Annotated in this window: 15 protein-coding genes; 6 read left to right on the top strand and 9 right to left on the bottom strand. The window is 73.5% G+C overall.

Going from position 1 to position 20,015, the window contains the following annotated elements; genetic code table 11:
* Window positions 1-45: 45 nt before the first annotated feature.
* From ACZ47G_RS33135 to ACZ47G_RS33100, 8 genes are all read right to left on the bottom strand, one after another.
* Window positions 46-1,038 carry an alpha/beta hydrolase gene (locus ACZ47G_RS33135; RefSeq protein ID WP_465749126.1) on the bottom strand — a complete coding sequence of 331 codons (993 nt, stop codon included), beginning with the start codon at window positions 1,036-1,038 and terminating at the stop codon, window positions 46-48.
* Window positions 1,039-1,237: 199 nt separating this feature from the next.
* Window positions 1,238-2,212: an AraC-like ligand-binding domain-containing protein gene (locus ACZ47G_RS33130; RefSeq protein WP_465749124.1), complete on the bottom strand. Its 975-nt coding sequence runs from the start codon at window positions 2,210-2,212 to the stop codon at window positions 1,238-1,240.
* A 152-nt stretch (window positions 2,213-2,364) separates the two neighbouring features.
* Window positions 2,365-5,088: an AAA family ATPase gene (locus ACZ47G_RS33125; protein WP_465749122.1), complete on the bottom strand. Its 2,724-nt coding sequence runs from the start codon at window positions 5,086-5,088 to the stop codon at window positions 2,365-2,367.
* A gap of 214 nt (window positions 5,089-5,302) precedes the next feature.
* Entirely contained in the window at window positions 5,303-6,562 is a 1,260-nt protein-coding gene (locus tag ACZ47G_RS33120) for a valine--pyruvate transaminase (RefSeq protein WP_465749120.1), read from the bottom strand.
* Between the two features lie 80 nt (window positions 6,563-6,642).
* Window positions 6,643-7,143, bottom strand: a complete 501-nt coding sequence (locus ACZ47G_RS33115; protein ID WP_465749118.1) for a hypothetical protein — start codon at window positions 7,141-7,143, stop codon at window positions 6,643-6,645.
* A 5-nt stretch (window positions 7,144-7,148) separates the two neighbouring features.
* Window positions 7,149-9,827 (bottom strand): penicillin acylase family protein, encoded by a 2,679-nt coding sequence (locus ACZ47G_RS33110; RefSeq protein ID WP_465749116.1) that lies wholly within the window; start codon window positions 9,825-9,827, stop codon window positions 7,149-7,151.
* Window positions 9,828-9,855: 28 nt separating this feature from the next.
* Complete coding sequence (locus ACZ47G_RS33105; RefSeq protein WP_465749114.1) at window positions 9,856-11,292, bottom strand: aldehyde dehydrogenase family protein; 1,437 nt, start codon at window positions 11,290-11,292, stop codon at window positions 9,856-9,858.
* The gene (locus ACZ47G_RS33100) at window positions 11,289-11,543 is read right to left on the bottom strand and encodes an MbtH family protein (RefSeq protein WP_465749112.1); all 255 of its coding nucleotides are present in this window, start codon (window positions 11,541-11,543) and stop codon (window positions 11,289-11,291) included. The genes ACZ47G_RS33105 and ACZ47G_RS33100 overlap by 4 nt, the downstream gene beginning before the upstream one ends.
* Window positions 11,544-11,641: 98 nt before the next feature.
* Here ACZ47G_RS33100 and ACZ47G_RS33095 point away from each other — a divergent pair, with 98 nt between their 5' ends.
* Window positions 11,642-12,508 (top strand): polysaccharide deacetylase family protein, encoded by an 867-nt coding sequence (locus ACZ47G_RS33095; protein ID WP_465749110.1) that lies wholly within the window; start codon window positions 11,642-11,644, stop codon window positions 12,506-12,508.
* A gap of 23 nt (window positions 12,509-12,531) precedes the next feature.
* Here the strand turns inward: ACZ47G_RS33095 and ACZ47G_RS33090 are convergent, their stop codons facing one another.
* Window positions 12,532-13,302, bottom strand: coding sequence for an aspartate/glutamate racemase family protein (locus tag ACZ47G_RS33090; protein ID WP_465749108.1), 771 nt, complete (start codon window positions 13,300-13,302; stop codon window positions 12,532-12,534).
* A 477-nt stretch (window positions 13,303-13,779) separates the two neighbouring features.
* On the opposite strand from ACZ47G_RS33090, the gene ACZ47G_RS33085 reads away from it, so the two are divergent.
* The 5 genes from ACZ47G_RS33085 to asnB all read left to right on the top strand — a co-directional run bounded on the left by ACZ47G_RS33085 (window position 13,780) and on the right by asnB (window position 20,011).
* Window positions 13,780-14,100 (top strand): acyl carrier protein, encoded by a 321-nt coding sequence (locus ACZ47G_RS33085; RefSeq protein ID WP_465749106.1) that lies wholly within the window; start codon window positions 13,780-13,782, stop codon window positions 14,098-14,100.
* 279 nt (window positions 14,101-14,379) lie between these two features.
* On the top strand, window positions 14,380-15,333 hold the full coding sequence (locus ACZ47G_RS33080; protein WP_465749104.1) for a fatty acid desaturase family protein: 954 nt from the start codon (window positions 14,380-14,382) through the stop codon (window positions 15,331-15,333).
* Window positions 15,330-16,724: a condensation domain-containing protein gene (locus ACZ47G_RS33075; RefSeq protein WP_465749102.1), complete on the top strand. Its 1,395-nt coding sequence runs from the start codon at window positions 15,330-15,332 to the stop codon at window positions 16,722-16,724. Before ACZ47G_RS33080 ends, ACZ47G_RS33075 begins: the two co-directional genes overlap by 4 nt.
* Window positions 16,714-18,153: a condensation domain-containing protein gene (locus tag ACZ47G_RS33070; RefSeq protein WP_465749100.1), complete on the top strand. Its 1,440-nt coding sequence runs from the start codon at window positions 16,714-16,716 to the stop codon at window positions 18,151-18,153. The genes ACZ47G_RS33075 and ACZ47G_RS33070 overlap by 11 nt, the downstream gene beginning before the upstream one ends.
* Window position 18,154: 1 nt before the next feature.
* A complete protein-coding gene (gene asnB / locus ACZ47G_RS33065; RefSeq protein ID WP_465749098.1) occupies window positions 18,155-20,011 on the top strand; it encodes an asparagine synthase (glutamine-hydrolyzing) in 1,857 nt (618 codons plus the stop codon).
* Window positions 20,012-20,015: the final 4 nt, after the last annotated feature.

Below are 20,015 nucleotides of genomic sequence, written 5' to 3'. Positions count from 1 at the left end.
TGAGTGGGGGAGGAGCCCTTCCGGGCGGGACGGCCCCGGAGGGGATCACCAGGAACGGCGGTGCAGGGCGACGTGCACCGTGTCGACGGCCTGGATCAGCGCGGCCCGGGCGGTGCCGGTCGGGCAGACCCCGTCGAGCAGCAGGAAGCCGTGCACGGCGCCCTGGTAGCGCATCGCCACCACCGGCACCCCCGCGGTGCGGAGCCTGGCCGCGTAGGCCTCGCCCTCGTCCCTCAGCACGTCGGCCTCGGCGGTGACGACGAGCGCCGGGGGTAGCCCGGCGAGCTGCTCCAGGGAGGCCCGCAGGGGCGCGGCGGTCGCCTCCGTCCGCCGCTGCGGCTCGGGCAGGTAGTCGTCCCAGAACCTGCGCATGTGGTCGCGGTGCAGGAAGTACCCCGTCGCGAACCGGCGGTAGGAGGGGGTGTCGAAGTCCGCGTCGGTCACCGGGCACAGCAGCACCTGGTGCACCAGCGGTACGTCTCCGCGCTCCCGGGTCAGCAGCGTCAGGGCGGCCACCAGGTTGGCCCCCGCGGAGTCGCCCACGGCGGCCATTCGCCCCCCTTCCAGTCCGATCTCGTGGCCGTGCGCGCGGATCCACCGGACCACCGCGTAGCACTGCTCGACGGCCACCGGGTACCGTGCCGCGGGCGCCCTGGCGTAGTCCACGTACACCACGGCGGCGTCGGTGCCCAGGGCGAACTCCCGGACCAGCCGGTCGTAGCAGGCCGCGTCGCCGAGCGACCAGCCGAGGCCGGGCAGGAACAGCACCACGGGGCTCGGCCCGACGGCGCCGACGGGTCTGGTCACCCGGACGTGCACCCGCCCGGCCGGGCCGCAGGGCAGGGCGAGCCACTGCGCCGTGGTGCCGTAGGGGTCGTCCGGGGCGTCGGCCGGTTCCGCCCCCGGCACGTCCTGAGGGGTGAGGAGGGAGAGGTCCGGCAGTTCCGCCGCGGGCCGACCGGCCTGGGCGTCCAGGAACTCCTGGAGCGCCCGGTCGAGCACCGGTCGTCGGTGCGGCAGGGGGTTGGTGTCGGACAAGTCTTCGCTCCTGGCTTCGGTTCGGTGGGCGCTGCGGCGCCCGCGTGCGCCCTGGCCGGAACCGGTGTGCGTCGGGCCGAACGTCGAGCGCACCTCGCCGTGGTACGCCCAGGCCACTCGACCGTACTGCCGGGCCGGCGGCCTCGGTGGCCCGACCGCGCCCGGGATTCCGGCCGGCGGTCGGCGGTTCGGCGGCCCGTCAGCCGCCGTCGTCGCTCCGCAGCGCGCGCCACTCGCGCGGCGGGACGCCGTACGCGGCCCGGAACGTCCGGCTGAAGTGCGCCGGGTTGACGAAGCCCCACCGCTGGGCGACCGCCGACACCGTCGGCGCGGCGCGGCCGCGCCGGGCCAGCTCGCGGGCACAGGCCTCCAGGCGGCGCTGCTGGATGAACCGGCTCACCGTCACCCCTTCGCCCTCGAAGAGCCGGTGCAGGTACCGCACGGAGATGTGGTGGGCGTGCGCGATCCGTTCGGGCGTCAGCTCCGGATCGCCCAGGTGGTGGTCGATGTACTCCCGCACCCGCCGGACCAGGTGCGCGTTCGGGGCGTCGTCCGTCCCGTCCGCCGCCTGGGAGCGGGCGAGTTGGGCCACGAGCGCGCTGAGCAGGTCGGCGACGCTGCCGGCCAGCCGGTCGCCGACCTGGGCGGAGTAGGAGTGCGCGGAGCCGGCGAGGAGGCCGAGGAACGGCAGGAGCACCGGTCCACAACCCTCCGCCGGGCCGACGGCCGTCGCCGACACGTGCCGCAGGTCGCGCTCCGGCACCCCCAGCAGGCGGCGCGGCAGGTGGAACAGGTGGGTGCGGAAGCGCTCCGGGTAGTCGACGGCGTACGGGCGCGCCGTGTCGTACAGGACGAGCCCGCCCGGCTGCACCTCCGCCCGGCGCCCGTCCTGTTCCAGGACGGCCCGGCCCGACACCTGCACGCTGACCCCGACCTGCGGCTCGCTCCCCGGGGTCCGCGCGATCAGCGCCGCGGTGCGGGAGAACCGGGCGGCGTCCGCCTCCAGCGTGGAGATCCGCACGTACCCGAGCCGGTGCGACTCCAGGAGCCCGTCGAACGGCCGCCCGGTGAGCGGGCGCACCTCCACGGGCACCAGCGTCCGCGACATCGCTCCGCTCCAGAAGGCCGCCTTGTCACGGTCCGCGACCGACGCCGTCGTCACCCGCAAGTCCATCTGACCGTCCTTCCGCCGGAGTCCTGCGCACTCTCAGCGTGGCCCGCGGGCGCGGCGGGCCGGTAGGTCATCTGACTGACGTCCTGGGGCGGTGTGCCGGGAAGCCCGGCGGGGTGGCCCGGGCGAACCGGTCGGGAGGGGGTTTCCCCAGGTCAGCCGCCGTCGAGGGCATGGGCGAGCGCGGCCCGGGTGGTGATGCCGAGCTTGGGGAAGATCTTGTAGAGGTGGGCTCCGACGGTACGGGGCGACAGCTGGAGCTGCCGGCCGATCTCCTTGTTGGTCAGCCCGGTCGCCGCCAGCCGGGCGATGCGCAGCTCCTGGCCGGTCAGCCCGGACGGGCCCGTGGCCGGTCCGTCCTGCGGCAGCGCCACGGAGTCGCCCGCGGCCCGCAGCTCCTCCTCGCACTGCGCCGCCCACGGGGCGGCCTGCAGACGACGGAAGACGTGGTGGGCCGTGCGCAGCGTCTCCCTGGCCCCGGGCCGGTGGCGGCGGCGCAGCCACGCGCCGTGGGCCAGCCGCAGTCGGGCGAGGTCGAACGCCCACTGCTCGGCGCCCGGCACGGCGTACGCGGCGCGGTAGGCGGCGTCGGCCTCGTCGTCGTCCGCGGCCAGGGCGGTGGCGGCCGCGTGCAGGAAGGCGTGGCGTCCGGAGACCTCGGCCGAGCGCGCCGCGGCTCCGGCCGCGAGGTGGTCCCGGGCCTCCTGGTGCCGTCCGGTGTGCACGGCGGCCGTCACCAGGTCGAGGACCAGCGTGTGGTGCCAGGGCCGGCCGCCGGACAGGTGCCCGGGCGGGGTGAGTTCGCAGAAGTGCGCGTACGCCTCCTCGTAGCGCCGGTGGGCGAGCGCGGCCAGGCCGCGCAGGTGGGTCAGGCGGTCCAGGACGTACCGCATCCGGGCGCGGGTGGCGGTCGGCCGGATGGTCCGCTCGATCTCCCGCAGGCCGTCCTCGTCGCCCCGGCCGGCCAGGAAGTGGGCGTAGTACTGGCGGAACATCAGCCCGTTGGTGTGGTAGCCGAGCTCGTCCGCCAGCTCGGCCTCGCGCAGGCAGACGGCCGCCCGGTCCCAGTGGCCGAGCAGGTAGTCCTGGTGGGCCCTGGCCTTCGCGATCGAGCCCTGGGTGGCGTAGGTGTGCAGCCCGGAGAAGCGCTGCCAGAGGTCGCCGTCGGGGCAGTCGAGCGCCGAGGAGGTCCACAGCAGGAGCCAGGCGGCGGCGGCCTCCTGCTCCTCGGTCATGCCGTCGGCCGTCGTCAGCAGGGCGGCGAGCACGTCCGGGCCCGGCTCGGTCCAGGCCCGCAGGCACAGCCGGCCCACCTCGGAGACGTGCTCCCGGTGCCGTTCCAGGGCGCGCCAGGCCCAGGGGTCGTCCGTGTACGTGGCGGCCAGGAGGAGCTTGAACCAGGCCTGTTCGACCAGCCCGCCGAAGGTGTCGGCGCCCGGCGCGGTCAGGGCGTCGAGGGCCGCGGGCAGCAGCGCGGCGGAGGACTCGAAGTCGACGTGGTGGCTCTGGTCGGCGTAGACCACCGCGTACGAGAACAGCGGGGCGATGTCCGGCGGGACGGTGCTGCTCTTCAGCTCCTCCACCAGGGCGGCGGTGTGGCGCAGCTGCCCGCCGTGGGCCGCCATCACCGCGGCCCGGGTGAGCCTGCGGACGCGGTCGCAGGAGTTGGGGCTGAGCACGGCGGCGCGTTCCAGCACGAGCGCGCCCTCCGCCTCGCCGCCCCGGCGGGCGAGGTCGTGGCCGGCCTCCTGGAGGCGGTGCGCGAGGTCCTCGTCGGGCAGCAGCGCGGCGGCGGCCTCGTGGGCCAGCCGCCGGGGGTCGCCGGGGGCGAGGGCGTCGGACAGCGCGCGGTGGGCCTCCCGGCGCGCGGTGTCCGAGGCGGTGGAGACGACGGCGGTGCGGACCAGGGGGTGCCGGAACACGAGTTGTCCGGCCGGGTCGAGCCGGGCCAGGCCGTCCGCCTCGATCCGTTCCAGGATCTCCCGGGCGTTCTCGTCCGCGAGGGCGCCCAGCCACTCGGCGCTGCCGGAGTCCGGGCTGGCGGCCAGGGCGCCGAGCAGGAGGAGGCGGCCGACCTCCGGGGCCACCGTCCCCAGCCGATCGGCGAACATCCGCTCCAGCTTCCGGCCCAGCGGCAGCCGCTCCGGCAGCGGAGCGGCTCCCCGCTGCTGGGCGGTGGCCAGCTGGCGTGGCAGTTCCACCAGCGCCAGCGGGTTCCCGGCGGCCTCGGTCAGCACGCGTTCCCTGGCGGGCGCCGCGAGTTCCGGGTAGCAGGTGCCCAGCAGCCGGGCCGCGTCCTCCCTGGGCAGGGCCGGGACCTCCACGGCCTCGGCCGACCAGGTCTGGGCGGCCGGTCCGTCCGGGCGGCTGGCGCCGACGATCACCACCGGCAGCTCGGCGCACCGCCGGTGCAGGAAGGCGAAGACGGTCGCGCTGGAGGAGTCCATCGAGTGCAGGTCGTCCAGGAGCAGCAGCACGGGCGCGGTCCGGACCGCCTCCTCCAGCAGGGCCAGCGCGGCGGCGCCGACGGCGAAGCCGTTCGGTGTCCCGGAGCGGACGCCGAACGCGCTCTCCAGGGCCTCCCGCTGGTGGGCCGACAGGGCGTCGGAGCGCTGGAGCGGCGACCAGAAGGCCTGGTGGAGGGCCCCGAACGCGAGGTCCGTCTCCGCCTCCGTGCCGACCGCGCGCAGGACGGTGAACCCGCGCTCGCGCGCCACGCGCTCCACCCAGGCCACCAGCGTGCTCTTGCCGACGCCGGCGTCGCCGCGCAGCAGGACGGTGGACCCGCTCGCGCCGTCCACGGCCTGGACCAGCGCCGCGGTCAGCAGCTCCGTCTCCCACTGCCGCCCGACCAGGACCGGACCCCGCCCGTCTTTCACCACGCTTGCCCCCGGGGCCGGTCCGCTCACTCTCAACCACCCGAGTTTACTGCCCGCCGGTTCCGCCCAGTGCGAGGGTGGGAGCGCCTCCCGGTCGGTACACGACGCACCCGGAGCCGGAGCCGGAGCAGGAGTCGAAGCCGGGCGGTGGCCTCCTGTGGGCCCGGGGCTCCGGGTTGCCGCAGGGCCTGTCGTCAACCCCGAAACGCCCGGGTCAGGGGCAGAGGGTGGGGAGGGCGGTGGATATGCGGGTGATGCCTTCGGTGAGGGTGGGGAGGGCGGGGCTGAGGCTGACGCGGAAGCAGCGGGTGTGGTGGGGGGCGGTGGGGGTGTCGGGGGTGGTGGGGAAGAAGTGCCGGCCGGGGACGATGAAGACCTTGTGGTGCTTGAGGTGGTCGTAGAGGGCGGTGTCGTCGAAACGGTCGTCGTCGATCCAGAACCAGCAGAACATGCCGCCGTCGCCGGAGTGGAGGCGCCAGGGGACGGAGGCGGGGAGGGCCTCCTCGAAGAGCTTCTCGGCCAGGCGGCGGCGCTCCTGGTAGAAGGGGGAGACGGTGTCGGAGATGAGGCGGTCCAGGCGGCCGGAGGTCAGGGCGCGGGCGACCACGGACTGCTGCAACTGGGGTGCGTGCAGGGCGGAGTTGGCGAGGAAGGACACCATCGGGGTGATCCAGCGTTCGGCGCCGATGGCGAAGGCGATGCGTTCGCCCGGGAGGCCGGCCTTGGAGAGGGTGAAGCAGTTGATCACGTGGTCGTCGAAGGGCGGGGGCGTCAGGGTGGGGGCGATCCGGGGGAAGGGTTCGCCGTAGGCGTGGTCGAGCAGCAGGGGGACGTCGCGGCGGCGGGCGTGGTCGACCAGGGCGGCGAGTTCGGCGGCGTCGACCGCGCGGCCGGTGGGGTTGCCGGGGCTGGAGAGCAGCAGCATGCCGGTGTCGGGCTGGGCCTCCAGGGCGGCGAAGTCGAAGGCGTAGCGGAAGCGGTGGGGGCCTTCGGGAACGGGGGTGGCGGGGATGCCGACCACGCCGTCCGGGTGGAGGCAGAGGCCCTGGTAGCCGGTGTAGTCCGGGGACATCGGCAGGACGACCTTCGTCCCGCCGGTGCCCGCGGGGCCGGGGCCCGCGAAGAGGGCGGCCGCGGTGAAGCAGAGCATCTGGCTGCCGGGGCCGACGGCGACGTTGCGGGCGGTGAGGGACCAGCCGTACCGGGTGTTGAAGTACTCGGTGATGGCGTCCACCAGGGCGGCCGAGCCGCGGGACGGGCCGTACAGGCAGCTGGCCGAGGCGAAGTCCTCGGCGAGGGCCTCCTCGGTCAGGCTCCGCCATTCGGCGATCGCCTCCGGGATCGAGGCCGGGTTGCCGATGCCGAGGTTCAGCCAGTCGGCCGGGCCGGAGGCCGTGCTGGTGGCGATGTCCTCCATGATGCTGCGGAGGCCCGAGAGCGTGGCCATCTTGCTGCCGATGAGGGACAGCGCCATGTGGTGGTTCCCTTCTGGGGAGGGCGAGTTGGCGGAGTGGGGCCCGGTGCCCCCGGCGGTCGGCCGGGGGCACCGGGGGGTCAGGCGGTGCGGCGGCGGGGGCCGACCGTCCGGCCGAACCAGACCCCGACCAGGGCCTGGAGCAGCGGGATCAGCAGGGCGAGGGCCACGATCGCGGTGGCGAACGGCGGGAGGCCGGCCAGTGCGGCGGTGGTCCGGGCGACCTCGCCGACCGGTGCCCCGCCGAGTGCCTGGACGCCCAGCGGGATCGCCCAGCCGAGGGCGCCCGCGGCCGGGGCGGTCAGGTAGCCGCGCGGGGTGCGGGCGAACCGGCTGGTGAGGCCGGCGGCGACGCCGACCAGGAAGGGCAGGAACCAGAGCCCGAGCAGGGTGCCGAGGGCGGTCACCGCCGTTCCGCCGGCGAGGGTGACCAGGGTGGCGGTGGTGATGCGGCGGGGGGCGGGTGCCAGGGCCGGGGCCGTCTCCGGGGCCTCAGCGGTCTCGGAGACTTCGGGGGCTCCGGTCGGCTCGGTCGTGTCGGTCGCGTCGGTCGCGGCGGTCGCGTCGGTCGTGTCGGTCATGTCGGTCATCCTTCGCCTCGCAGGCTCCAGCGGATGTCGCCCGTGCCCTGTTCGTCGGCGGTGCGCAGCGGGCGGAGGGTGCCGTTCCACCAGTCCGGGGCCAGGTTCTTGTACCAGGGGGAGGCCGGGTTGTCGCTCTGGCCGCCGGGGTAGACGGCGCGGGAGTCGGCGGTGCCGGAGGGGCTCCAGCCGACGACCAGCCGCAGGCTCGGGCCGTAGTTCGAACTCAGGCCGTTCTCGGCCACGTTGACGGTCCAGGGGCTGCCGCCCGCCGGGTACGGGCCGTCGCCCAGGGCGGGGGCGCCGGTCAGCGAGGGCACCACGCGTTCGTGGATGCGGCCCCACTTCCACTCGGCGGGCTGCCCGCCGAGCCGGCCGTCCAGGTAGCCGACCGCCTCGGTGAAGGAGGAGCGCATCACGTCGGCGGCGGTGCGCTTGGGGCCGCCCGGGGCGGTGAACGCCGGGTTCTCCGGGTCGGTGAAGGTCCACTTCTCCAGGTCCTGCATCAGCCCGACCGGGGTGCGCAGCAGGTCGAGACCGGCGGGGTCGACGTCCACCGGGACCTTGGCGGAGTCCCACCAGGGCTTGAAGACCTGCTCGACGTACCCGCCGTAGAAGGCGAACCAGATCGCGGCGGCCGGGGAGTCGGCGTCCATCGAGCCGTTCCACTCGGACAGCAGCTTGCGGGCGGCCTCCTGCTGGGGCGTCAACTGGGCGCCGTCCAGGGACTGGAGCAGCTTGGGCACCATGCGCTGGGCGAGGTCGTCGGTGACGTCGTTCTGCAGGGTGGCGAACGAGTCGGTGGTGAGCTTGCCGCCGGGCTTGGAGAGTTCGGTGAGGATCCGGTTGGTGCGGTAGCCGGTGTCGAAGTTCGCGGCGGGGCCGATGTAGTACGGGTAGTCCGGGCCGACCGGCCGCTGGTTGGCGGTGACCAGGAGCCCGGACGGCGGGTCGTAGACCTGGGGCACCGCGTCGAACGGGATGGCGCCGACGACGTCCGACTCACCGGTGCCCGGCAGCGGGCCGCGGGCGTCGCCCGAGGCGATCTGCGGGTACGAGCCCGGGGCGATGATCCCGATGTTGCCCTTCTTGTCGGCGTAGGCGAAGTTCTGCGCCGGGGCCTGCCAACTGCGCAGCGCGGTGCGGAAGCTGGTCCAGTCGGTGGCGGCGTTGAGGTCGAGCAGCGCGGTGAGGTTCTGCGACGGGCGGTTGCCCATCCACTCGACCGAGGTGGTCTCGCCCTTCTCGGTCAGCAGCGGGCCGTGCACGGTCAGCCCGACCTCGACCGGGACGGGGGCGCCGCCGCGGACCGGGACGGTGTACTCGACCTTCTCGACCGGGTACCAGGCGCCCTTCCAGAAGTAGGAGTCCGGGTGCTGCGGGTCGGTCTTCTCCCGGTAGAAGAAGGTGGACTGGTTCTGCACCGCGGTCAGCGACCAGGAGACGTCGGCGTTGCGGCCGATCAGCACGGCCGGCATGCCGGGCAGGCTGGCGCCGGTGACGTCGTAGCCGGGGGACTTGAGCGAGACCTCGTACCAGTAGGAGGGGAGCGACAGCTTGAGGTGGGGGTCGCCGGCCAGGAGCGCGCCGCCGCCGGTGGCCGGGCCGTTCGCCAGCCAGGCGTTGCTGTTGGGGTAGAGGTGGCGGGTGGTCTCCGGGAGCTTGGCCATGCCCTGGAGGACGGCGGTGGCGGCCTCGGCGGTGGCGTCGCTGGTGCCGGTCGACACCGTCGCCGCCGCGGTTGCGGTTGCGGTGGCCGTCGGCTGCGCCGCGTCCGGAGCCGGTGGAGCAGCCGGAGCACTCGGAGCACTCGGAGCCGCCGGAGCCGCCGGCTGGCCGCCGGCCGGCGCCGGGGTGCCCGCGCCCGGGACGCCCGGGCGGCCGGCGACCGAGGCCGCGTTGGCGTTCGGGCCGTGCAGCGGCGCGGTGCCGAGGTTCTGGTACGGCCCCGGGGCGTACGGGTGCTGCTCATTGGCGGGGACGACCGGGAACCAGTCCGAAGTCCGTTCCGCGCCGAGCGAGTTGCTCAGCAGCGCGTAGGTCAGTGGCCGGGTGTCGAAGCTCAGCGTCTGGGTGAGCACGCCCTGGACGACCAGGCTGTCCACCGGGGTCCAGCGGTCCGGTCGGACGCCGGTCAGTCCGTAGGCGGTGGGCCACTGGCCGTTCTTGTCGAGCTCGTCCAGTCGCGCGTTGACGCCGGCCGCGTAGGCGGTGAGCGCCTTGGCGGCCTTGCTGTCGCGCGGGGTGGCGGCCCAGGTGGCCTCCGCGGTGCGGTGGATGCCGAGGGTCAGTTCGAAGACGTCCGAGTCGATCCCGGAGGGGCCGTTCAGTTCGGCGAGCCGGCCCTCGCCCAGGCGCCGCTGGGCGTCCATCTGGAACAGGCGGAACCGGGCGGCGAGGTAGCCCTGGGCGGTGAACAGGTCATCGTCCGAGGTGGCATGGACCGAGGCCACGCCGTCCGCGGTGAACGAGACGTCCACCGGGTGGCCGAGGCCGGGTATCCGGATCTGCTCGTTGGTGACCGGCCGGGCGTCCTCGGCCGACGGCCAGACGCCGCCGCCGGGCATCAGTGCCCGGCCGAGTGCCGGGACCGGTCCGAAGCCGACGCCGAACACGAACAACGTCACGCCTGCGGTGCAGGCGGCGCCCAGTACTCCCGCCGTGCGGCGGATCCTGGCTTTCATCACTCTCCTGTCGCCCATGATCGGCTGGTCAGCGCCGTGCGCTGTTGCGGACCTTGATCCGCGTGTACTCGAGCAGTCCCCACTGGCCGTACTCGACGCCCAGGCCGGACGACCGGACCCCGCCGAACGGCACATCGGGGCGCAGGTCCCCGTGGGTGTTGAGCCACACCGTTCCGCTGTCGAGGAGCGGGGCCAGCTCCTCGGCGGCCTCCGGCGGGCCCCAGAGCGAGGCGCCGAGGCCGTAGCGGGTGGCGTTGGCCCGGCGGACGGCGTCGGCCGGGCCGTCGTAGGCGATCACCGGGATGACCGGGCCGAACTGCTCCTCCAGTTCGAGCTCGCAGCCCTCCGGCAGGTCGGTCACCACGGTCGGGGGGTAGAAGTGGCCCGGACCGGGCAGCGGGGTGCCGCCGGCCACCACCCGGGCGCCCCGGGCGACGGCGTCCTCGACCAGCGCGTGCACCCGGTCCAGCTGGGTGCGGCTGATCAGCGGGCCGAACCGGGACTCCGGGTCGCTGCCGGGGCCGACGACCGCGGCGGCGGCCAGCTCGGCCAGTGCCGAGGTGAGCGCGGCGGCCTGCTCGCGCGGGACGTAGACCCGCTTGACGGCGGCGCAGAACTGGCCGCTGTTGGCGAGGGCGGCGCCGAACAGCGCGGGGGCCACGGTGGCGGGGTCGGCGCCCGGGAGCACGATCGCCGGGTCGTTGCCGCCGAGTTCGAGGACCACCGGCAGCAGCCGGTCGGCGGCCTGGCGGGCGATCGCCCGGCCGGTCTCCACCGAGCCGGTGAAGGAGATCATGTCCACCGCGGGGTGCTCGGTGAGCGCCCGGCCCAGCGCGTGGTCGCCGGAGACGACGTTGAACACGCCGGGCGGCAGGTGGTCGCGGAGCAGTTCGCCCATCCGCAGCGTCGACAGCGGCGTCTCCGGGGAGGGCTTGACGACCACCGTGTTGCCGGCGAGCAGGGCCGGGGCGAACTTGCAGACCGACAGGATGATCGGGAAGTTGGACGGGGCGATGGCCGCGACCACGCCGTGCGGGACCCGCTCCAGGGTGATCCGGGCGCCGTCCTCGGTCGGCAACTCCTCAGCGTCCAGCTTCAGTTCGGCGGTGTGCCCGAACCAGTCGGCGGACAGCCGGACTTCGGCCCGGGCGGCGGCCAGCGGCTTGCCCTGCTCCCGGCTGAGCAGCCCGGCCACCTCCTCCAGGTGCGCTCCGAGGGCCGCGCCGCAGGCGCGCAGCGCGGCCCGGCGCTCGGCGAGCGGCACCTGTGCCCAGCCGGGCGCGGCGGCCGCTGCGGCGGTGACGGCGGCGTCCAGCTGCTCGGGGGAGCAGGCGGGCCCGTGGGCGAAGGGTGCCCCGGTGGCCGGGTCCTCGACGGGCAGTGCGGCGGCGGCGCCGGGCACCGCCGCGCCGTCGATGGTCAGGGTCAGCGTCAGGGGCAGGGGCAGGGGCAGGGACGGGGTCACGCTGAGCCCTCCGTTGCCGGGGCGTCCGCGGCAGCGGACGCCAGCCGGGTGCGCAGGCTCAGCGGGCGCATGTCCGTCCAGACCTCCTCGACGTGGGCGAGGCAGGCCTCCTTGTCGCCCTGCACGCCGGCGTCCCGCCAGCCGTTCGGCAGCTCCCGGTCGAGTGGCCACACCGAATACTGCTCCTCGTGGTTCACCACGACCCGGAACTCCTCCGGACCGGTCGGAATGTCATTCGTTCGACTACTCACTTGGATTCCCTCTTTCTTTTCCTGGCGGAATTGCTAGAGTGTCGCCGGAGGTCGCATCAGCGGCTTCTCCGATTACGTCTCGGAAAGGTAATTCAGGGATGACGCAGAAGGATCAGATCGAGATTCCCACGGTCCGCTGGCCCGAGCGGGTGCCGGCCGGGGACTGGCTGCAGGGCTCGTCCGCCGTGGTGGTCCTGGGTGTCGACGTGGACGCCGAGTCGCCCGTACTGGCCCGTGGCGAGCACTACATCGACCATCTGACCACCATGTCCCACCAGGCCTACGGCCCCCGGGTCGGGGTGCCGAGGATCCTCGACCTGCTGGACCGCTACGACCTTCCGGCCACCTTCTTCGTGCCCGGAGTTTCGGCCGAGCGCTGGCCGTCGGTGATGGAATCCGTCGCCGAAAAGGGGCATGAAATAGCGCTGCACGGATTCACCCACCGGCACCCGGTGCACCTTTCCGAAAGCGAGCAGCGGGAGGAGATCGAGCGGAGTCTGAAGACGTTCTCCCGATTCGGTGTGCAGCCGACCGGATATCGCGCGCCGAACTGGGAGATGGCCCGGTACACGCTGGACCTGCTCGGCGAGTACGGGCTGCGCTACGACTCCTCGCTGATGGACGACGACCGGCCGTACGCGCTGCGCAGCGGGGAGCGGACGATCGCCGAGCTGCCGGTGCAGTGGCTGCTGGACGACTGGGAGCAGTACGCCTTCCTGCCCGAGCCGAACATCGGCCAGCTGATCGAGGCGCCGTCGAAGGTGGTGGACCTCTGGACCTCCGAGCTGGAGGCGATGCGCGGGTTCGGCTCGCTGTGCATGCTGACCGTGCACCCCTTCCTCACCGGCCGCCCCTCGCGGCTGAAGGCCCTGGAGGAGTTCATCCGGTTCGTCCTCTCCCGCGGTGATGTCCGCTTCGCCCGCGCGGACGAGGTCGCCGAGCTGGTGCTCGCCGGGCAGCAGTAGCCGTATGGACCGGCACGAGCCGGTCAACTCCGCCACCCCGCAGCGCTGATGACGGCCTGCGGGGTGGCGAGTTCGGTGACACAGGCCGCCACCAGGGCGGCCAGGCTGGAGACCTCGCGGTCCGCGGGCAGGCCGGCGGCCTGGTAGGCGAGCGGGAGTTCGGTACAGGCGGTGAGCACCGGGAGGTCGTGCCGCTGCCACAGTTCGCGCACCGCGGTGGAGAGGGCGGCGCCGCCCTCGGCCAGCCGGTTGGCCTTCACCAGGACACCGGCCCGGTGGATCTCGGAGCGCAGCGGCTCCTCGGGGACCAGTAGCCGGTAGCCGAGTTCGGCGGCCCGCCGTTGGTAGATGCCGCTGTGCACGGTGCCGGTGGTGGCCGCCAGCCAGCCGCCGGCCGGGCTGGTGCGCATGGCGGCCCGGAGCGTGGCGTCGGCGATGTCGAGCAGGGGCACCGGCAGTTCGCCCCGCAGCCGGTCGGTGAAGGCGTGCGCGGTGTTGCACGGCACCACGAGCAGATCGGCGCCCCAGGAGGCGAGTCGCTCCAGGGCGGTGCGGATCGGCTGCAGTGGTTCGTCCGTGCCGGCGAGGATCGCCCCGGTGCGCTCCGGTATGCCGGGTTCGGACAGCAGGAGGACCCGGGGGTGCTCCTGGTCGGTGCGCGCGGGCACGGCGAGCGAGAGCAGTCGGAGGAACTCCGCGGTGGCCGCCGGCCCCATGCCGCCGAGTACTCCCAGTGTTCGCGCGGGTGGGGTTCCCGGTGCCCCGGTGGCGGTTCGGTGGTCGACTGGTATCACGGTTCTGCCCCCTGCGGATCCCGGTGCGGACGCGGGAATCACGGTGTCCAACGGAATGGGTTACCCGGGGCGTTCGCCGGTGTCGGCCCCCGGTCGGGAAGGTGTCGGTGCGGTCCGCGATAGCCGTGCGGTCATAGTTCGTCACCGCAGTGGGACACGCCCGAGAAAGTGGAGAAATTGCCCGGCAGGAAAGCCGGGTGGACCCGTCGCTGCGGCGTACGGTACCACAGGGGTTCGGGCGGGCAAGCCCCCCGAACGGCGGGTTCCGCTTCGGACATCCCTGCACGCCAGGAGGCCCAAGGGCTGGCGGAATTGATCTCTTGCGGAGCCAATCATGCACATGCTTGGATGCAGTCATCCGCTGGACGGATTTGAGCTAGACCCGGCGCCGGCCGGGGTCCGATGACCCCCTTGGCCCGCCGATGAATGAAGCAAGTTGACGCTGGACCTCAATGGCTTCCTATGGGGGGAACCGTAGTGATTCAGGACGACAGCAGCACCATGGGCGTTTCCGCCGGGCAGGCTCCCGCCTTGCCCGCGGCCACCCTTGCCGTCATCGACATATGGTCGGACGTACTCGAAGTGGCGCCTGACACGATCGACCCGGAGAGCTCCGATTTCTTCGAGCTCGGCGGTTACTCTCTGCTTGCACTTCAGGCCATCGGTCGCCTGATGGCCACTCACGGCATCGACCAGGATGCCGCGTTGGAGCTCGAGGGCCTGCTCCTCAACGAGCTCTTCGAGCAGCCGACCGCGGCTGCCCAGGCGGCCTGTTTCGTCGCCAACTTCCCCCGGTGACGGTGCTCCCGGCGCGTCCGGGAGTCCGAGTCACCGTGCTTTCTTGCTGATCACCACATTCCGGCCGGTCGTTCACCGGACCGGTCTGCGCCCGCGGTCCCCCGACGCTGCCGCCGGCGTGCTCACGTGTGCGCGTCAGCCCCGACCTGCCCGGGTCGAGGGGCCGCGCTCTTCGATCTCCGCGCCTCACCGGGGCGACGCCCGTACCTGCCCGGCCGCCGTGCCGCCAGGGCGCTGTGGCGTACCCACAGGAGGCTGACGCAAGGAAGGTTTCCGTTCATGACGACGCCCGACGTGACCCCCGCGTCGCCGAAGGATCTGTTCCGGCGGGCCAAGGTCACCGCCACCGACGAACGTGTCTTCATTGTCAAACTCCTTGTCGCATACGGCATTTGGGCCGCTGGGGCGGTGCTCGCCGTGGTCCCGGAGGCCTGGCCGGCGAGAGTGCTCGGCGTCCTGCTGATCGGCGCCATGTACTCCCACTGGCTGGAGCTCCAGCACCAGTGCCTGCACCACTCGGCGTTCCGCCGGGCCCGCTGGCACCGGCTGGCCGGCGTGCCGCTGGGCATCCCGATGCTGGTGTCGTACAGCCACTACCGGGTGCGCCACCTCCAGCACCACCGCTACCTGGGCACCGACCAGGACTCGGAGTTCTTCGGCTTCGACTCGCGCCAGCCGGTCACCTGGTCGGCGCTGGTCCGCGAGGCGCTGGCGTTCGGCCGGCTCGGCGGTGCGGTGGCCGACATCGTCCGCTGCTGGGCCGGCCGCTGGTCCTACGACATGGGCCAGATCTCCGAGAGCCGTCAGCGCGAAGTGGTCGCCGAGTACCGGCTGTTCGCGGTGCCGATCCTCGGCGCGATCGCGCTGGCCCTCCTCGGGTACGGCGAACCGGTGCTGTGGATCTGGCTGCTGCCGCTGCTGGTGGCCGTCCCGCTGCACTTCCTGGTCGAGCTGCCCGAGCACATCCTGTGCGACAACTCCTCCACCGACGTGCTGCGCAACACCCGTTCCATCACGGGCAGTTGGTTCAGCACCTGGTACACCAACGGCAACAACCTGCACATCGAGCACCACGCCGCCATGGTGGTGCCGATCAACCAGCTGCGCGAGCGCCACGACGTCGCCCTGGCGCACGCGGCCCACACCTCGCCCAGCTATCCCCAGTTCTTCCGGGCCATCGTCCGCGAGGCCCGGGCCAACGGGCGGGCCGCCCGCACCGGGGGCCGGTCGTGACCGTCACCGCCGAGAGCGTCCAACACCCGCTCACCCCCGGCCAGTTGGGCATGTGGTTCCTGGAGCGCATGTCGGGCTCGCCGGTCTACGTGGACCCGATGACCTTCCGGCTGGACGGCCCGCTCGACACCGCCGCGCTCCGGCGCGCGCTGGAGCTGCTGCGGGGCCGGCACGCCGCGCTGCGCACCACCTTCCCGCTGGTCGACGGCAGTCCGGTGCAGCGGGTCTCCGAGGAGTGCGGCATCGAGCTGCCGGTGCTGGACCTCTCCCACCTGCCCGCGGCCGCGGGTGAGGCCGAACTGGCCGCCGTGCTGGCGGCCGACCAGGCCACCCCGTTCGACCTGGCCCGCGGGCCGGTGCTGCGCGGCCTGGTGGTCGCACTGGGCCCCGACGAGCACGTGCTGCGGCTCGCGCTGCACCACCTGGTCTCCGACGCGTGGTCCTGGTGGAACGTCCTGCTGCCCGAGCTGGCCGCCCTCTACGGTGCCGAACTTGACGGCACCGAGGCGGAGTTGGCGGAGCCAGGGGCCCAGTTCCCGGACTTCGTGCGGTGGCAGCGCGAGTGGAGCGAGGGGCCCGGCCACCAGCGCCAGCTGGCGTACTGGACGGAGCGGCTGGCGGGCCTCGCCCCGGTGCCGCCGGCTCGTACGGCCGAGGCCGGAACCGACCGGCCCGCCGGAACCGAGGTGCCCGCCGGTACCGACACCCCCGACACCCGCACCGTCGCGACCCAGTGGACCACCGTGCCCGGCGCCGTCCACGACGCCCTCCGCACGGTCTACCGGGACGAGCGGGTCACCCCGTTCATGCTGCTGCTGGCCGCCTTCGCGGTCGTGCTGCACCGCCGCAGCGGCGCCACCGACATCGCGGTCGGCACCCGCGCGGCCGTCCGCAGCCGCCCGGAGTTCGAGTCCGCGGTCGGCTTCTTCGTGAACCTGCTGGTCATCCGCACCGAGGTGGACCCGGCCGCGAACTTCCGGGACCTGCTCCGCGACGTCCGGCGCGCGGCCCTGGGCGCCTACGGGCACCGGGAGCTGCCCTTCGAGCGGGTGGTCGAACGGCTGCGGCCGCGCCGCGGCGGGGGCTTCCGCTCCCCGGTGAACGTGCTGTTCTCGCACCAGAGCACCCCCGAGGTCCCACCGGCCTTCCCCGGGCTGACCGCCCGGCTGCTCAACCACGACCCCGGCACCCTCTACGACCTCGACCTGGTCTTCTACGAGGAGGACGGCGACCTGCGCGCCCTGCTCAGCCACCGCCGCGCCCACTGCTCCGACCAGGACGCGGTGGCGCTGCTCGCCGAGCTGACCGGCGTCCTCGCCGAGGTGGCGCAGGACCCGGGGATCCCGCTGGACACACTCATGGCGACCACAGGGGTGCACCGTGCCGAATAGCTCCACGCCCACGCAGACTTCAGCCCTCACGCCCCCGGCGGGCCTCGCCCCGGTCTCCGTCACCCAGGAGCAGCTGTGGCTGCTCGACCGGCTCGACCCGGGCAACGCCGGCTACAACTCCACCGTGCTCTGGCAGTTGGACGGCCCGCTGGACACCGAGGCACTGCGCCGGGCGGTGGCCGCCGCCGTCCGCCGGCAGCAGATGCTGCGGGCGGCCGTGGTCGCCGTCGACGGCGTCCCGTACCAGCGGGTGGCCGAGGACGTCCCGGTGCCGCTCACCGTCACCGACCTGACCGGCCTGCCCGAGGCGGACCGCGCGGCCGCCGCCGAGCGGACCGTCGCCGAGGCGGCCCACCGCCCCTTCGACCTGGGCCGCCCGCCGCTGTTCCGGGTGGAGCTGGTCCGCACCGGGGCCGAGCGGCACGTGATGGCCCTGGTCATCCACCACATCGTCTCCGACGGCTGGTCCGTGCAGGTGCTGCTCCAGGAGGTCGCCGACCTGTACGCGGGCGAGGTCACCGGCGCGCCGGTGCCGCTGCCCGAACTGTCCGTCCAGTTCACCGACTACGCCCGGGAGCAGCGCGAGCGGCTCGCCGGACCGCGCGGCCGGGCCCTGCTGGACTACTGGACCCGGCAGCTGGCCGGCGCCCCGGTCACCCTGGACCTGCCCACCGACCGGCCGCGGACCGGCGCCGCCGACTTCGCCGGCGACCGGTACGTCTTCCAGGTGCCCGCCGAGCTGCGCACGGCCCTCACCGGGCTGGCCCGCACCTCCCGGGCCAGCACCTTCATGGTCACCCTGGCCGGGTTCACCGCCCTGCTGCACCGGCTCACCGGCCAGGACGACCTGCTGGTGGGCACGCCGGTCGGCAACCGGGACAAGCCCCAGTGGGGGCCGCTGGTCGGCTACTTCGCGGACACCCTGGTGATGCGCGGCGACCTCTCCGGCGACCCGAGCTTCCGCGAGCTGCTGGGCCGCACCCGGACCACCGCCCTCCAGGGCTTCGTCCACCGCGACCTGCCGTTCCGGACCCTGGTCGAGGCGGTGCGGCCGGAGCGGGCCGTCAACCGCAACCCGCTGTTCCAGGTGATGTTCATCCTGCAGAACATCCCGCCGCGCCGCCGCCAGGCCGAGCTGCCCGGCGTGGTGATGACCCGGCTGGACGACGTGCGCACCACCTCGATCTTCGACCTGCGCTTCGACCTGTTCGAGTTCCAGGACGAGATGCGCGGCCAACTGGAGTACAGCACCCGGCTGTTCGACCGATCGACGATCGAGCGCACGGCCCGGCAGTACCTGGCGCTGCTCGCCGACGCGTGCGCGGACCCGGACCGCCCGGTCTCCGCGCTCGACCTCGGCGCCGACGGCCGGGAGCGCTCCGGCACGGACGCCGCCGCGGGCTTCAACGACGACCTCGGGGGGTTCTGAGATGTGCGGAGTCACCGGATACCTGGACCTGGCCGGTACCGGCCTCGCCGAGGGCGACGAGGTGCTCGACCGGATGACCGCGACCCTGCTGCACCGCGGCCCGGACTCCGGCGGCCGGCTGGTGCGCGACGGGGTGGCCCTGGGCTTCCGCAGGCTGAGCATCGTCGGCCTGGACGACGGCGACCAGCCGATCCTCAACGAGGACGGCTCGATCGCCATGGTCTGCAACGGCGAGATCTTCAACCACCGGGAGCTGCGCGCCGAACTGGAGGCCAAGGGCCACCGGTTCCGCACCCGCACCGACGTCGAGGTGATCGTCCACCTCTACGAGGAGTACGGCACCGGGCTGCTGGAGCGGCTCAACGGCCAGTTCGCCTTCGCCGTCCACGACACCCGGCGGCGCCGGCTGTTCCTGGCCCGCGACCAGATGGGCATCCTGCCGCTGTACTACGCGGTGGCCGGCGGCCGGTTCGTCTTCGGCTCGGAGATCAAGGCCGTGCTGGCGCACCCGGCGGTGCCCCGCCGGGCCGACCTGACCGGCCTCGACCAGGTGCTCACCTTCCCCGGCACGGTCGGGTCGCGCACCCTGTTCGAGGGGGTCAGCAGCCTGGAGAACGGCCACTTCCTGCTGGTCGAGGACGGTGCCGTCCGCACCGAGAAGTACTGGGACCTCGACTACCCGGTGGACGTTCCGGGCGAGCCGGCCGAGCACCCCGACCGCTACTACGTGGACACCGTACGGGAGTTGCTGGAGCAGTCGGTGCGCCGCCGGCTCCAGGCCGACGTCCCGGTCGGCTACTACCTCAGCGGCGGGCTGGACTCCTCGCTGATCGGCGCCCTGGTGCACCGCAACAGCGGCGCGACGGTGCCCCGCTCGTTCTCCATCACCTTCCCGGACCGGGGCATCGACGAGTCCCGCCACCAGCGGCTGATGGCCCGCCACCTGGGCTCCGAGCACACCGAGACCGAGTTCCACCCGGGCGACATCGCCGCCCGGCTGCGCGGCATGGTCGGCCACGCCGAGTGCCCGGTGAAGGAGACCTACAACACCTGCTCGATGGCGCTGTCGGCCGCCGTCCGGGAGTCCGGCACCCGGGTGATCCTCACCGGCGAGGGCGCCGACGAGCTGTTCGCCGGCTACCTCGGCTACCGCTTCGACCTGGGCGGCCGGCGCACCGGCGGCGACCCGTTCGAGGCGGAGCTGCGCCGCACCATCTGGGGCGACCCGCAGGTGTTCTACGAGCGCGACTACCACGCCTGGCGGGAGTCCAAGCTCGACCTCTACGCCCCCGCCCTGCGGGACGCCCACGCCGAGTTCGACTGCCTGGCCGGGCCCGTCGTCGACCCGGAGATGCTGCGCGGACGCCACCCGGTGCACCAGCGCTCCTACCTCGACTTCAAGCTCCGGCTCGCCGACCACCTGCTCTCCGACCACGGGGACCGGATGGCACTGGCCAACTCGGTGGAGGCCCGGTACCCGTTCCTCGACCCGGACCTGGTGCGCTTCGCCACCACCGTGCCGCCCCGGCTGAAGGTCACCGCGAGCACCGAGAAGTACGTGCTCAAGGAGGCCGCCCGGGGGCTGGTGCCCGAGGAGATCATCAACCGGGAGAAGTTCGGCTTCCGGGCCCAGGGCAGCCCCGCCCTGCTGCGCGAGCGGATCGACTGGGTCGAGGACCTGCTGTCCTACGACCGGATCAAGCGGCAGGGCTACTTCGACCCCGACGTGGTCGAGCACCTCAAGGAGCAGTACCGGCAGCCCGGTCACGAGGTGCACCCGCACCTCGGCGACGACCTGCTGCTGGTCGTCCTGACCTTCGGCGTGCTGCTCGACACCTTTTCCCTTCCTGACGCCTGATCAC

The sequence above is a fragment of the Kitasatospora sp. NPDC030952 genome (assembly GCF_055571335.1).
This window is presented reverse-complemented; position numbering and strand designations above follow the sequence as displayed.

What these genes read in the sequence shown, in the direction of transcription:
- ACZ47G_RS33130 (WP_465749124.1), bottom strand. Translation starts at nt 2,212, where the DNA reads ATGGACTTGCGGGTGACGACGGCGTCGGTCGCGGACCGTGACAAGGCG.
- ACZ47G_RS33120 (WP_465749120.1), bottom strand. Translation starts at nt 6,562, where the DNA reads ATGGCGCTGTCCCTCATCGGCAGCAAGATGGCCACGCTCTCGGGCCTC.
- ACZ47G_RS33115 (WP_465749118.1), bottom strand. Translation starts at nt 7,143, where the DNA reads ATGACCGACACGACCGACGCGACCGCCGCGACCGACGCGACCGACACG.
- ACZ47G_RS33110 (WP_465749116.1), bottom strand. Translation starts at nt 9,827, where the DNA reads ATGAAAGCCAGGATCCGCCGCACGGCGGGAGTACTGGGCGCCGCCTGC.
- ACZ47G_RS33095 (WP_465749110.1), top strand. Translation starts at nt 11,642, where the DNA reads ATGACGCAGAAGGATCAGATCGAGATTCCCACGGTCCGCTGGCCCGAG.
- ACZ47G_RS33080 (WP_465749104.1), top strand. Translation starts at nt 14,380, where the DNA reads ATGACGACGCCCGACGTGACCCCCGCGTCGCCGAAGGATCTGTTCCGG.
- asnB (WP_465749098.1), top strand. Translation starts at nt 18,155, where the DNA reads ATGTGCGGAGTCACCGGATACCTGGACCTGGCCGGTACCGGCCTCGCC.